The organism is Sphingopyxis sp. 550B (assembly GCF_057401805.1).
Map to the genome: position 1 here is coordinate 4,265,065 of NZ_CM171610.1, position 14,760 is coordinate 4,279,824.

The window sequence follows — 14,760 nt, forward strand, 5'->3', positions numbered from 1 at the left end:
CCTGAACCCGTCAGCCCGGATGCGCCTCGTCGCCGACGGTCGATTTCAGCAGGCCGCGAAACACCTCCATCGCGGTCCGCCGGCCCTGCGTGACGTCGGACACGTCGCGCGCGATCGGCATGGCGATGCCGTGGCGGTCCGCGAGCGCCATGACGGTCGGCGCGCTCTTCACGCCTTCGGCGACCATGTGCATGTCGGCGATGATCGCGTCGATCGGCCGCCCCTTGCCCAGTTCGACGCCGACATGGCGATTGCGCGACAGCGGGCTGGTGCAGGTGGCGATCAGGTCGCCCATGCCGGTGAGGCCGGCGAAGGTTTCCGCCCGCCCGCCGATCGCGACGCCCAGCCGCGTGATCTCCGCCAGCCCGCGCGTCATCAGCCCGGCGCGGGTGTTGTCGCCCGCCCCCAGCCCGTCGCCCATGCCGACCGCGATCGCGACGATATTCTTGAGCACCCCGCCCAGTTCGCAGCCCAGCAGGTCGGTGTTGGTGTAGACGCGGAACAGACCCGAATGGAAAACGGGCTGGAGCGCGCGGACGACGATCTCGTCCGCCATCGACAGGACGCTCGCCGCCGCCTGCCCGCTCATGATCTCGCGCGCCAGATTGGGACCGGTGAGGACGCCGACCGGGTGACCGGGCAGCACCTCCTCGATCAGCTCGGTCATCCGCTTGCCCGACGCGAGTTCGAGCCCCTTGGTCAGGCTGATCACCGGCACCCACGGCCGCAGGTGCCGGCGCGCCTCCTCCAGCACCGCGCGGAAGCTGTGCGAGGGAACGCCCATCACCAGCACGTCGGCGCCCGCCACCGCCTCGCCCAGATCGGCGGTGGCGCGGAGCGCCGGGGGCAGCTTGATGCCGGGAAGATATTTGCGATTCTCGCGATCGCGGTTGATGCCGTCGACCGTTTCGGCGTCGCGCGCCCACAGGGTGATCGGCGCGTTGCGCGACACCAGCGACGCGACCGTCGTCCCCCAGCTTCCTCCGCCGAGCAGCCCCACCTTCAGGCGCATGTGCCTCTCCCCTCCCCTGTTCGGGAAGAGAGTGGCGCGCGTTTCAGGGCTTGGCAAGAAACTCCCGCATCACCGCGGCGGTCGCCTTGGGATCCTCGACCATCGGGACGTGGCCGACATGCTCGAAGACATGGCTGCGGCTGCCCGCGATGCCGCGTTCGAGCTCGGCGACGCAGCTCACGTCGATCAGCCGGTCGTGGCGGCCCCAGATGATGAGCGTCGGCACCTTCACCTCGCCGAGGCGGTCGTTGAGCGGATGGTCGCGCATCTCGGTCGCGATCACCCAGAAGGCGGCGTCGAGCTGGTCGCGGTAGCGGAGCGCGTCGGCGTAGAGGACAGGCTTGAGCCGCCGGGGGATATGGGGCGGCTTGTGGACGACCATCGCCACCAGCCGGTCGGCGTCCTCCAGACTGGCGAGAACGAGCGGGTTGTAATCTTCGTTCGCGGCCTGTTTCTGAAGGTCGCTCTCGTTCGTGCCGTTGACCCCGGCATTGTCGAGCAGGATCAGGCTGGCGAGCGCGTCGGGATAGTCGAGCGCATAGCGCAGCGCGATCCACCCGCCCATGCTGTTGCCCGCGATATGCGGTCGCTCCAGGCCCAGCGCATCGGCGAAGGCCTTCAACCGCGCGGTCTGCGCCGCGATGTCGTAGGCGAGCGCCGGGTTGCGCTCATTCTCTCCGAAGCCCGGCAGGTCGGGCGCGACGACATGATAGTCGCGCGTCAGATAGGGCGCGAGGAACGACCAATTGTCCTTGTCCCCCGAAAAGCCGTGGACGAGCAGCAGCGTCGGCTTCGCCGGGTCGCCCCCCTCCAGATAGGGCCAGGCACGGCCCTCGACGGTGACGCTTTTCTGCACCGTGCCGCCGCGGCGTCGCAGCAGCCAGCGGCCGAGCGCGACGAGGCGGCCGGGAAAGAGGAAATAGAGCAGCGCCAGCGCGATCAGCGGTGCGAAGACGAGGATGAGAAGGATTTTCATGGCGTCTCCTTGGCCCCTGCCGGGCGGGGAAAGGGCTTATCGAGCCCCCACATGCGCGTCGAACCAGCCGATCAACTCGTCGAGCACCGCGTCGCGTTCGGGCTCGTTATAGATTTCGTGGAACAGGCCGGGATAGATTTTCAGCAGCTTGTCCGCCGACGACACATGATCGAACAGATAGCGCGAGCCTTCGGGTGCGGCGAGGCTGTCGGCGTCGCCGTGCTGGAACAGGATCGGCAGCGCGATCCGGGCGGCGCCCGCCTGCGCGGCCGCCATCGCGTCCATCAGTTCCTTGCCGAGCCGCGCGCCGATCTTGCCGGTGTAGACGAGCGGATCGGCGAGATAGGCGGCCACCACCACCGGATCGCGGCTGACGCCGTTCGCGTCGAGCGCCAGCACGCCGAGGCGCGGAAAGAAACGCGACAGGAAGCGGCTGAGCGCGACCGTGACGCGCGACGGCGGCGCGGCGGGCATGATCGCGGGGCCGGAGAGCGCGGCGGCGGCGAACGCGTCCTGCCGCTCGATCAGGAACAGCGTCGCGATCAGCCCGCCCATGCTGTGGCCGAGGAGCAGGCGCGGCACGCCCGGATGCTCTGCCTCGACGCGCGCCAGCAGTTCGGTCATGCCGTCGAGATAGGCGGAGAAGCGCGGCACGAAACCGCCCTCGCCGTCCGACCGGCCGTGGCCCCAGTGATCGACGGCCTCGACCGCATAGCCGGCGGCGTTCAGCCGCCGCGCGACATGCTCGTAACGTCCCGCATGCTCGGCATAGCCGTGGGCGAGCAGCACGACCGCCTTCGGCGGTGCGGCGGGCAGCCAGTCGGTGACGTGCAGCCGGGCGCCCGCCGCCGCGGACGCCGCCGGCAGCGTCACCGCCGCCATGTCAGCGCACCGGCTGCTTGAGCGCCGAGGCGCGATGGCCGGGACCGTCGTCGCCGCTCTTGTCGATCCGCGCGAGGATCGCATCGAGCGCGCGGCTGATCGCGGTCTGGGTGCGCACCATCTCGATCTTCGGCCAGGCGGCGCGCTGGCCGGTGTCGATCAGTTCGTCGATCTCTGCCTGGTCGAGGTCGCTCAATATCTTGGTCGGCGACCAGAATTTGGGCGGGCGGATGATGTTGATGTCGCCGGTATATTCCTGATTGATCACCGAACGCGCCATGTTGGCGAGGCTGTTGAGCGGCGGCAGCAGTTCGAGCGGCTTCTGGAAGATCACCATATTGGCGTTGAGCCACGCCTTGAAGGTCATCATCGACGCGTGCTGGATCGCCTCGATCGGCGCCATCTGCTTGCGCGTGTCGGTCGCAAAGGGCAGCGCGAGCGGGTTCGCCTGGCTGACGATATGGTGGTTGACGCCATAGAGGCGTTCGAGCCGCTTGGTCGGAATATCGTGCGTCACCGACCCGTCGACCCAGCGCCGGTCGGGCTGATAGGGCACGCGCTCGCCCCGGTCGTCGCGCGCCATCAGCGTCACCGGCGGAAACACCCCCGGCACCGCGCACGAGGCGAGCACCGCCTCGCGGATCAGCACGTTGGGCGCGGTGATCGCGTTGAGCAGGCGGCCGTTCTGATGTTTCTCGGCCGGCGCGACCGAGACGTTGAGGTGACGGCCGCTGATCTCGAACGCCTGCTGGAAGGTCAGGTCGGGGATCAGTGCGGCGAGCCGGTCGCGCACCTCGTCGGCGGCCAGCCGGCGCAGTTCGGGGTCGCGGTCGGGGTTGGCGAGGCTGTCGCCTTCCAGGAAGGGCCCGATCTCCGCATCCTTGCGCGTGCAGATGATCGCGGCGACGATCGAGCCGCCGCTCGACCCGGCGAGGATGTTCGGCAGCACGCCCTCCGACCACAGCGCGCGCACGACGCCGACGTGGAAATAGAGGAAGGCGCCCGACCCCGACAGCAGCAGCGCCGAGCGGCCGTAGCAATGCTGAGCGCGGCGGAAGAAATCGCGCTTTTCGTCGCGCGGGATCGCGCGCGAGGCGGCGATCCGGTCGAGCGCGGACACGACAGCGGCGATATAATCCTCGATCAGCCGCTTCGTGCCGAAGCGCGATTTCTGATAGAGGCGTTCGTGCCCCATGCCGTCGATGTTGCCGTGGATGCCCTCGTTGAGGACGAAGAGCAGCCCTTTTACGTCGTTCGCCGCCGACAGCGCCTGCAGCCTTTCGAGCCGGGCGCGGATCGCGCGATAGTCGAAATTGCCGCTTTCGTCGGCGTTGCGCCACGCCAGCGCCCCCGACTTGCGGTCATGCTCCTGCGCGGCCTGCGACCATTGGCGATAATCGGCGGCGGTCGCGAGGTCACGGTCGGCACTGAGCGTCGGGGTAAAGAGCATATCTGGTCCTGCGTCGGCTATTTCTTGCGAGTCTTGCCGGTCGCGTTGCCTTTGGCAACCGATTTCGCCCGGCCTTTCGCGGGGGCCTTGGCCTTTGCCCTGGGCCGCGCCGGCGCCTTCGGCCTTGCCGTAGCGGCCTTCGGCTTCTCCGCCGCGGGCTCCGCCGCCATCAGTTCGGCGAAGCTGTCGTCGATGCATTGGCGGAAGAAGGCGATGTCGGGCAGAATCGCGCGTTCGGAGATGATCGAGAAGGCGATGCGGCCGTTGTAGCTCGGCGTCGCGATGAACAGCCCCATGTTGTTGGCGAGCGGCGCGAGGCCGTGCTGCTGCACGAGCTGCGCCCCGGCGAGATAGAGCGGCACCTGCGCGCCGGGGACGTTCGAGATGAACAGGTTGGTGCCGCGCACCGCGAAGCGCTCGCTGGTCACGATGCGCGCGACCGCCGCCATCGTCGCGCCGGGGATATGCTGCGACAGGTCGGTCATCAGTCGCGCGCTGACCCCGGCCTTCGCCTCCTTCGCCTCAACCGTATAGTCGCGGATCGCGGCGAGCCGTTCGAGCGGATCGGCGATGTCGGTTCGCACCGGAACGCTCATCGCCGAAACCTGGTTGCCCGGGGTCGAGGCCTTTCCCGCCGCCTTCTCCTTGCCGCGCAGGTTGATCGGCGCGACCGCGACGAGGCTTTCCTTCGGCAGTTCGCCGTGCCGGTCCAGATATTTGCGAAGCGCGCCGCCGACGGTCGCGATGACGACGTCGTTGACCGTCGCGCCGGGCACCTTGCGGCGCACCGCCCCGACATCGGCGAGCGCGACGGTGGTGCCGTCGAACATCTTGTGCGGGCCGACCGCGACGTTGAAGCGCGTTTCGGGGACGCCCGCGGCCATCCCGCCCTCGCTGATCGACTTGCGCGCCGAGGCCATGATCGCCGGTGACATCTTCATCAGCGCGTTCATGAACTTGACCGGCGATTGCAGCGATGCCGCCCACGCGCGCGCCGCCGCCTCCGCCCCCGACGGCGCCTGGCCGAGGTCCTCGACCGGCGGCGGCTCGGCGATCGCGGGGGTGCCCTTCGCGTCGATGTCGCTCATCGCGATGAAGGCGTGGGCGCCCGATGCGCCGTCGACCGCGGCATGATGGACGCGGTGCAGCATCGCGAAGCTGCCCTTCGGGATGCCGGGGATGCGGTCGAGCCCCTCGATCACGTAGATGTCCCAGAGCGGCCGGTTCATGTCCATCGGCTTCGAATGATAGCGCGCGACCGCGATGCAGAACTGGCGCCAGTCGCCGGGCTCGGGCAGGCGTGCGTGGCTGATGTGCGCTTCTATGTCGAAGTGCTCATCCTCGACCCAATAGGGATGGTCGAGGTCGAAGGGCAGCCGGTGCAGCCGGCGCTTGAACAGCGGCGAGGTGTCGACGCGGGATTCGACGTGGCGGATGATGTCCTTGAATCGCACGAAGCCGCCCGGCGCGGTCGAGGGGTCGTAGATATAGACCCCCATGATATGCGTCAGATTGTTCGCGGTCTGCGTGTAGAGGAACTGGGCGTCCTGCGCGCTGAGTTGCTTAAGCATCACTTCCTCCTAAACCATCGTCATTGCGAGGAGCCGAAGGCGACGCGGCAATCCAGAGCCCGCGTAAACCGCTCTGGATGGCTTCGCTCCGCTCGCAATGACGAAGTTGAATAACCCACCGTCATTCTCCCGCAGCCGGCAGCCGGTCGGCGAGCGCCAGCGTCGCGAGGCGCATCGATTCCATGACGTTGGCGAGACCGCGCAGTTCCGCGAGCAGCGCGCGGCGCGCGCCGAGGCTGTCGGGGGTGGCGGGGCCAGCCAGTCCCATGTGGCGCATCAGCGAGAGGCCGTTGGCGAAAAGCAGCTTGCCGATCGCCGCCTGGCTGCTGATCCGGCGCAGCAGCCAGGCCTGCCGGCCTTCGGCGAGGGCGGTATCGATCAGCGCCTTTTCATCGACCGTGTCGCCCGGACGGGCGCGGGCGAGAATGTCGGAGACGACCGAATAGGCTTCGGCGAAAGGCAGCAGGATCGCGTGGCCGACCAGTGGCTGGCAGCGCCGGATGAGCTGCGCGACGCCGCGGTCGCCGTTCGCCAGCCGCTTCGCCCAGGCGGGGTCGATGCGCGCGAGTTCGGCCTCGATCGCGGCGCGATGCTCGTCGCGCGGCGGATAGAAGAATTCGAACTTGAACAGATCGCGCAGCCGGTCGACCCGGGCCCAGAAAGCCTCGGTCGAATCGCGGCTGTCGGCATCGCGGAGCTGGAACAGCGCCAGTTCGATCATCGCACGGTCGAGGAAGTGGTGCGCGATGATGTTGCGGTAATAGCTCGCCATCGGATGCCGGGCGGGGTCGATCGAATAGACATTCTCGCTCCCCGCCTCGTAGCGGGCAAGGAGGCCGCTGGCGACGAGCGTGTCGACGGTGGCCGAAAGCGCCGCCTCGTCGCCGGTTTCAAGCTCCTTGCTGAGGCGGATGCCGCGCGCCCGCGCCCAGGCGGTGACGGCGGCGATGCCCGCCAGCACCTCTCCGGCGGTCGCGCCGCGCGGTGCGGCGCCCAGCAGCATCAGGCACATCACCGATGTCACGGTCAGCGGCGTCACCCGGTTCGCCTCGACCGCGACAGCGAAGGCGATGGTCTCGAGCGCGCGCTTGTCGTCCGGCCCGGGCGCCGCGTCGATCACGATTGGATCGCCAAGGTCGATCCGGATACGGCCGGACGGCTGCTTCAGGCTTTTCAGATAGCCGAGGAACCAACTGAGCGATTCGGGCTTCTTGACGCGCCCGGCCTGTTCGGCGGCATATTCCTCGACGTCGCGGATCAGGTCGAAGCTGGTGACGAAGGGAACGAAATGGACGCCGCGCGTCCCCGTCGCATGCGCCGCGTCGAGGACATATTTCATCAGCCCATATTTGGGCGGCATCAGCTTGCCGAGCCGCGACCGCGTCCCCTCGAAAGCCCAGGACAGCGGGAAGCGCTTGGCGAGAAGCCACGCGATATAGTGGCGCAGGACCAGCTTGTAGACCGGCTGGTCCTGAAAACTGCGACGGATGAAGATGATCCCCGAGCGGCGGAAGAAGGTGCCCATCACCGCGAAGTCGAGGTTGGCGCCGCCGAAACTGTGGAGCATCGGCATGTCGTTTTCATAGGTCAGGCGGCTGGGCGTCGCGCCGTCGATATAGGTCTTGTGCGTGAACAGGATGCAGGTCGGATGTTCGCGCAGCACCGAGCGCAGCTTCGCCAGTTCGGCCGCGTCGACCTCCATTTCGGGCGCGTAGCCGCCGAACATCATGCGATCGAGCCGCGCGCGCAGATCGAGGAACAGCGCGCCGGGGGTGGCGATCACCTCCTTCATCAGCGGCCGTGCCTCGCGATAGAGGTCGGCGACGGGACGGCCGAGCTGCTGCGCGAGGTCGGCGAGCGCGGCGCGGAATTGCGGGCTGGTGCGCAGGCTGTCGGCGACGAAGCGCGGCACCTTGTAGCGGCTGCCGCGGATGCCGCGTTCGGCGACGTCGAGCGCGAGTCCCGCCTGCCGCGCGACGAAGCCCGCGAACTCGGCGCCGCCCGATTCGCACCCGTCGCCGCCGCCGGTCTGCGACAGAAAACGCGCCTGGAGCGCGCCCTGCGTCGCCGCCTCGCCGACCAGTATCTGCGCGCGGCGCCGGTCGCGCCACAGGATGAAGCGCGCGCGCAGCGGCCCCGGCTGGCGCGGGTCGCCGAAGATCAGATGGCGGAATTTGAGCGCGCGGTCGCGGTCGAAGCCGGGGATGCGCCACGCGACGCGCAGCGGCACCACCTCGCGCGCCGGACCGCCTGCCAGCCCGGCGCGAAGGGGATCGAGGTCGAGCGCCTCGTCGCCGTCGGCGATCGCCAGACTGACCCAGCGCGGCGCGCCTTCGCCCCCCAGATCCCCGGCGGTCGCGTGGACCCAGTCGAGCAGGATGCGCCGCTCCACCCGGTTGCGGGCATCGATGATATAGAGGCGGTCGGCCGCCGAGGCCTGCGAAGCGACGGGCGCGCGGGGCGTTCCGTCGGCCACGGCCTCACCCCTCTCCCATCATTGCGAGAAGCGCGGCGCCGAAACAATCTCCGGTTCGCAAAGACGATCCAGGTCCGACGGCTGGAGATGGCTTCGCTACGCTCGCAATGACGAGGTGATTCATGCCCTAGGCTGTCCTTCCCTTTCGAGGGGAGGATTTCTTCGTTGTCGGCTTTTTCCTTGGTGCCACCTTCTTCGCGGCTGCGACCTTGCGCGCGTTCTTCTTCGGCGGCGTCGCCTCTGCCGCCCCGCCTTCTTCCTCCTCATCCTGCCCCAGCGTGCGCAGGAACAGGTTGCGGACGTCGCGGACATGTGCGTTCAGCGTCTTGACGCTCCACTTCGACGTATCGACCGGCGGCAGCACGGTGACGCGCACCGTCGCGGGGCGCATCACGAACTCGTTCTTGGGCGCGACGTCGGTGGCGTTGTGGATGACGATCGGGACGATCGGCACCCCCGCCTGCATCGCGAGGTGAAAGGCGCCCTTCTTGAACGCGCCGAGCTTCGGGGTCAGCGTGCGCGTGCCCTCCGGCGCGATGCAGATCGACTTGCCCTCGATCCGGATCGCGTCGACCAGCGGCTCCATCGCCTTGATCGCGCTCTTGCCGTCGGCGCGGTCGACGAAGACGGTGCCGCCCCATTCCATCAGCTTCCCCAATATGGGGATATCCTTGATCTCCTTCTTTCCCACTCCGCCCATGTCGCGGCGGATGAGCTTGGCGAGGATCATCACGTCCGCCTTGCTCTGGTGATTGAAGATGAAGACGCAGGGTCGCGCCGACCAGAGGTGTTTTTCGTCCTCCACCTCCAGCTCGACGCCGGTGATCGCGGTCGCGAAATCGCCGAACAGGCCGATCGAGAAATTCGCCGCCTCGCGCTGCGAACGGGTCAGCGCCCAGATCGGCAATCCCGCGGCGAAGGCGCCGACGAGCGAGCCGGTCGCATAGAGGGTGCGGGTATAATCGACCCACGACGGCGTGCCGCGGCTGGCGAAGCGCTGGACCGGCCAGCCGCGCTCCTCGGCGATCGCCTTGAGCTTGAGGTTCGGGTTGAGCGGACGCGGCTTGCCGACGCGTTCGAGCAGTTCGATGTCGTCGTCGCTGTCCGAATAGAAATAGCTCCGGTCGAGATCGAGGCCATATTCGGCGGCCAGTTCCTCGGCCGCCAGCACCTTGCCCTCGCCGAAGCACAGCGGGCGGATGATCTCACCGGTGAAGACCCCGTCCTCTATCTCGTAGGACGAGCATTTGATGTCCGCGATGCCAAGGTCGCGCGCGGTCGGCGCGATCTGGTAGATGGTCGCCGACGAGACGATCGCGACGCGGTGCCCCTTCGCCTGATGCGCCTCGATGATCGCGCGGGTTTCGGGATAGATCTTGCGCGCGATATGCTTCTTGTAGAGCTCTTCGCCGAATTCGACGAAGCTGTCCTCGTCGACCCCCTTCATGAACCTGGCGGCGGCCGACATCACGCCCGAAAAGCCGATGTTGCCGAGGCTGTGCTGCGCGATGACGTTCGCGGTCTCGGCGATCTCCTCGACCGACATCTCGCGGCGCTGGAACTTCTCGCGCAGCATCGCGGTCGCCGAATAGCCGGCGATGATCGTTCCGTCGAAATCGAAGAGCGCGGCGATATGCGGTCCGGGTTCGGACGCGAGGACTTCTTCCAAATGCGGCTGCGGCCTCGGCACGCGCATCTCCCCCACCAGCGGCTGTCGCGCCGCCTTTCGTCGCACGATGACAGCAAAGACGGGGTTAATCAATGCGCCCGATTCGCCGCTCTGACGAAAGCCGGGACGAGGGTCAGGGACGGAGCGCCGCCGCTTCGCGCGCGAGCGCCTCGACCCGTGCGGGGTCGAGCGGGCCCGGCGGCACGACCCAGCTGCCGCCGACGCACGGCACCGGGTCGAGCGCCAGCCATTCGGGCGCGCTCGCGGCGGTGATGCCGCCGGTCGGGCAGAAGCGCGCCATACCGAAGGGCGCGGCGAGCGCCTTCAGCGCCGGGATGCCGCCGCTGGTCGCGGCGGGGAAGAATTTGAAATGCGACAGGCCGAGGTCGAGCCCGCGCATGATATCGCCCGCACTCGCCACGCCGGGGAGGAAGGGAATGCCGCTCGCGACCGCCGCCCGGCCGAGCGGTTCGGTGAGGCCGGGCGAGACGATAAATTCGGCGCCGACACCGATCGCGCCGGCCAGCATCGCAGGGTCGAGCACGGTGCCCGCGCCGACGACCGCGCCCTTCACCGCCTTCATCGCGGTGAGCGCGTCGAGCGCCGCGGGGGTGCGCAGCGTCACCTCGAGCGCCGGCAGGCCGCCGGCGACGAGCGCCTCGGCCAGCGGCACGGCGTCCGCGACCCGGTCGATGACGATCACCGGGATGACGGGGGCGAGCCGCATGATCTGCGCGATGCTGCGATCGGTCATTTCAATCTCCGTTCGCCCTGAGCTTGTCGAAGGGCCGTTCTTTCTGGACCCGTTAAAGAAAAGAGCGGTCCTTCGACAAGCTCAGGACAAACGGGGTTTTGGAATTTAGACGACGGTCTCCATCGCCGCCAGGATCGCCGAGCCACCCCTTTCGGCTTCGTCGGCGTGGAGGCGGAACAGCGCGAACAGTTCGCGCCCGACACCCAGCGCGGGCGGCGGCGGCACGGCGGGGGGGCGCGAGGCCCATTCGGCTTCGTCGACCAGCGCCGTCACTTCACCCTTCACCGCGCAGACACGCACGATGTCGCCATCCTTCAGACGGGCGAGCGGCCCGCTGACCCCGTCGAAGCCGGGCAGCGCCTCCGGCGACAAATGGATCGCGGCGGGCACCTTGCCGCTCGCCCCCGACATGCGGCCGTCGGTGAGCAGCGCGACGCGGTGGCCCCGATCCTGCAGGACGCCGAGCGCCGGGGTCAGCTTGTGCAGTTCGGGCATGCCGTTGGCGCGCGGCCCCTGGAACCGCACGACGACGACGACGTCGCGGTCGAGCTCGCCCGCCTTGAACGCGGCGAGCACCCGGTCCTGATCGTCGAAGATGCGGCACGGCGCCTCGATCGTCCAGCGATCCTCCGCCACCGCGCTGGTCTTGATGATCGCGCGGCCGAGGTTGCCCGCGAGCAGGCGCATGCCCCCGTCGGGCGAGAAGGGCGCCGCGACCGGGCGCAGCATCGCGTCGTCGCGACTCTCGGCCGGGGCGGCCTGCCAGTGCAGTTCCTCGTCCGCCAGCACGGGCTCCGACGCATAATCGGCGAGCGTGCCGCCGACGGTCAGCACGTCGCCGTGCAGCAGGCCCGCGCCCAGCAGTTCGCGGACGACGAAGCCGGTCCCGCCCGCGTCGTGGAAATGGTTCACGTCGCCCGCGCCGTTCGGATAGACGCGCGCGAGCAGCGGCACCGCATGGCTCAGCTCGTCGAAATCCTGCCAGTCGATGACGATGCCGGCGGCGCGCGCGATCGCGGGCAGGTGGATCGCATGGTTGGTCGAACCGCCGGTCGCGAGCAGGCCGACGATCGCGTTGACGATCGCCTTTTCGTCGACGCAGCGCGCCAGCGGACGATAATCGTCGCCGTTCCAGCCGATCCGCGTCAGCCGGTGGGTCGCGGCGCGCGTCAGCGCCTGTCGCAGCTTCGTGCCCGGATGGACGAAGGCGGCGGCGGGGACGTGCAGTCCCATCATCTCCATCATCATCTGGTTGCTGTTCGCGGTGCCGTAGAAGGTGCAGGTGCCCGGGGCGTGATAGGATGCGGCCTCCGCCTCCAGCAGCGCGTCGCGGCTCGCCTTGCCCTCGGCATAGAGCTGGCGCACGCGCTGCTTTTCCCGGTTTGCGAGCCCCGAGGGCATCGGTCCCGCGGGGACGAGGATCACCGGCAGATGGCCGAAGCGCAGCGCGCCGATCAGCAGGCCGGGGACGATCTTGTCGCAGATGCCGAGCAGCAGCGCGCCCTCGAACATCGCGTGGCTGAGCGCGACCGCGGTGCCCTGCGCGATGACGTCGCGGCTGAACAGCGACAGCTCCATCCCCGCCTGCCCCTGCGTCACCCCGTCGCACATCGCGGGAACGCCGCCCGCGACCTGCGCGGTCGCGCCGGCCTCGCGCGCGAACACCTTGATCTGTTCGGGATAGCGGCCATAGGGCTGATGCGCCGACAGCATGTCGTTATAGGCGCTGACGATGCCGATGTTCATCGCCGCGCCGCCACGGATCGCCGACTTGTCCTGCTCCGCCGCGGCGAAGCCGTGCGCAAGGTTGCTGCACGACAGCGCACCGCGCTTCGTCCCCGCGTCGCGCTGGCGCTGCATCAGCGCGAGATAGGCGGCGCGGCGTTCGGCGCTGCGGCGGACGATGCGGTCGGTGACGGCGGCGACGGCGGGGTGGAGGTCAGTCATGAACATTCCAATCCCCTCTCCCCTTGGGGGAGAGGGATGCGCAGGCTTGGCAGCTTGCTGCCTAGTCGAAGCTGGGTGAGGGTGTGAACGGCGGCGACAAAAGCAACGGCGGAGACCCTCATCCAACTCCGCCTAGTCGCTGCGCGACAAGGCTTCGTATCCTTCTCCCCCAAGGGGAGAAGGGAAGGATGCGGCTCAATCATGCCAGCTTGCCCCGTCGCGTTCGATCAACGCGATCGCGCTCGACGGTCCCCAGCTTCCGGCGGTGTAGGCCTGCGGCGCGAGGTCCACGGCGTCCCATGCGTCACGGATCGCGTCGATCCATTCCCACTGCGCCTCGACCTCGTCGCGGCGGACGAACAGCGTCTGGTCGCCCTCGATGAAGTCGAGCAGCAGCCGTTCATAGGCGATGCGCCGTCGTTCGCCGGCGAAGCTGTGCGAAAGCGACACGTCGAGCGTCACCTCCTTCAGCTTCACGCCGTCGCGGTCGAGGCCGGGCTGCTTCGCCATCACCGTCACGCGGATATTCTCCTCGGGCTGCAGGTTGATGATCATCATGTTCGCGTCGAGATCGCCGCCCCTTCCGGCCGCACCGACCCGCGCGAAGATATTGTGCGGCACCGGCTTGAACTGGATCAGCACCTCCGACTGGCGCTTCGGCATCCGCTTGCCGGTGCGCAGATAGAAGGGCACCCCCTTCCACCGCCAATTGTCGATGAACGCTTTCAGCGCCACGAAGGTTTCGGTGTTCGACGCATGGCCGAGTTCGTCGGCATAGCCCTTGACCGCGACGCCGTCGACTGCGCCGCTCGCATATTGTCCCTTGACGCTGTGCGCCTTGACGTCGGCGGCGCTCATCCGGCGCAGCGAGCGGAGCAGCTTGACCTTCTCGTCGCGCACCGCGGTCGCCGACACGCTCGCGGGCGGTTCCATCGCGATGATCGCGAGAAGCTGGAGCATATGGTTCTGCACCATGTCGCGTAGCGCGCCGACGCCGTCGTAATAGGAAACGCGGCCTTCGAGCCCGACCGTCTCCGCGACGGTGATCTGGACATGGTCGATCGCCTGCGCGTTCCACAGCGGCTCGAACAGCATGTTGGCGAAGCGCAGCGCGAGCAGGTTCTGCACCGTTTCCTTGCCCAGATAATGGTCGATGCGAAAGACGTGATCCTCGGCAAAGGCGCTGGCGACCTGTTCGTTGACCGCGCGCGACGAGGCGAGGTCATGGCCGATCGGCTTTTCCATCGCGATCCGGCATTCGGCGCAGGCGATGCCCGCGGCGGCGAGTCCCTGCGCGATGGCGCCGAACATCGACGGCGGAGTCGACAGATAGACGCCGATCGGCCGCGCCATCCGCTCGCCGAGCAGCGCGGCGAGATCGTCGTAGCCGCTGCCCGCGCCGGCATCGACCGCGCAATAGTCGATGCGCGCGAGAAAGCCGTCGAGGGCCGCGGCGTCGAGGCGATCCCCGGGCAGGTGATCGGCCAGCGCCTCGCGCACCTGGGTGTGGAAGGCGGCACGGTCCAGCCGCGTGCGCCCCGACCCGACGATCGTCAGCGTATCGGCGAGCAGCCCGTCCTCATGGAGGTTGTAGAGCGAGGGGAAAAGCATCCGGTGGGCAAGGTCGCCGGTCGCGCCGAACAGCACCAATGTCTCGACCTTGACGTTCACGCGCTATCCCCTTGATCCTGTGCCCCCACGCAAATGGCGGATGCGTCCGGGGAATGCAACGCAGCATAGGTCGGCCAGCCCTTGGAGTCCGTCCTGTTCGGGCAAGGGGTTTGATGCACGCTAACGGGATAGACTCTAAGGCATTGATCCTGTTTGGATAACCACGCCGTGTCCCCGCGCAGGCGGGGACCCGGAGCGATGTGGCGCCGACCTTGGCTCTCCCCGCTCTGGGCTCCCGCCTGCGCGGGAGCACGCGGCTTTGCAAGCGAGCCGATCATGTTCCAAGCCCACCTCTGAAGAGGAGGGTGGAAAAGGGTTCAACACGGCCGCCATCCCCTCTAAGACCCGATGC

10 protein-coding genes are annotated in these 14,760 nt (G+C 68.3%); all 10 read right to left on the minus strand.

The features are described 5' to 3' along the window. Nucleotides 1-10: 10 nt before the first annotated feature. Complete coding sequence (locus AC2S9W_RS19800; protein ID WP_067185864.1) at nt 11-1,012, minus strand: NAD(P)H-dependent glycerol-3-phosphate dehydrogenase; 1,002 nt, start codon at nt 1,010-1,012, stop codon at nt 11-13. Between the two features lie 43 nt (nt 1,013-1,055). Beyond that, on the minus strand, nt 1,056-1,988 hold the full coding sequence (locus tag AC2S9W_RS19805) for an alpha/beta fold hydrolase (protein WP_104959844.1): 933 nt from the start codon (nt 1,986-1,988) through the stop codon (nt 1,056-1,058). A gap of 36 nt (nt 1,989-2,024) precedes the next feature. Further along, the gene (locus AC2S9W_RS19810; protein ID WP_104959845.1) at nt 2,025-2,870 is read right to left on the minus strand and encodes an alpha/beta hydrolase; all 846 of its coding nucleotides are present in this window, start codon (nt 2,868-2,870) and stop codon (nt 2,025-2,027) included. Nucleotide 2,871: 1 nt separating this feature from the next. Beyond that, nucleotides 2,872-4,320, minus strand: coding sequence for a DUF3336 domain-containing protein (locus AC2S9W_RS19815; protein ID WP_076076759.1), 1,449 nt, complete (start codon nt 4,318-4,320; stop codon nt 2,872-2,874). A gap of 17 nt (nt 4,321-4,337) precedes the next feature. Next, entirely contained in the window at nt 4,338-5,891 is a 1,554-nt protein-coding gene (locus AC2S9W_RS19820) for a wax ester/triacylglycerol synthase family O-acyltransferase (RefSeq protein WP_104959846.1), read from the minus strand. A gap of 121 nt (nt 5,892-6,012) precedes the next feature. Further along, complete coding sequence (locus AC2S9W_RS19825) at nt 6,013-8,367, minus strand: glycerol-3-phosphate 1-O-acyltransferase (RefSeq protein ID WP_076076761.1); 2,355 nt, start codon at nt 8,365-8,367, stop codon at nt 6,013-6,015. Nucleotides 8,368-8,494: 127 nt separating this feature from the next. Then, a complete protein-coding gene (locus tag AC2S9W_RS19830; RefSeq protein ID WP_104959847.1) occupies nt 8,495-10,063 on the minus strand; it encodes an HAD-IB family hydrolase in 1,569 nt (522 codons plus the stop codon). Between the two features lie 106 nt (nt 10,064-10,169). Then, complete coding sequence (eda, locus tag AC2S9W_RS19835) at nt 10,170-10,790, minus strand: bifunctional 4-hydroxy-2-oxoglutarate aldolase/2-dehydro-3-deoxy-phosphogluconate aldolase (RefSeq protein ID WP_104959848.1); 621 nt, start codon at nt 10,788-10,790, stop codon at nt 10,170-10,172. A gap of 105 nt (nt 10,791-10,895) precedes the next feature. Continuing rightward, nucleotides 10,896-12,737, minus strand: a complete 1,842-nt coding sequence (gene edd, locus AC2S9W_RS19840) for a phosphogluconate dehydratase (protein ID WP_486571456.1) — start codon at nt 12,735-12,737, stop codon at nt 10,896-10,898. 195 nt (nt 12,738-12,932) lie between these two features. Next, entirely contained in the window at nt 12,933-14,348 is a 1,416-nt protein-coding gene (gene zwf / locus AC2S9W_RS19845; RefSeq protein WP_234002677.1) for a glucose-6-phosphate dehydrogenase, read from the minus strand. Nucleotides 14,349-14,760: the final 412 nt, after the last annotated feature.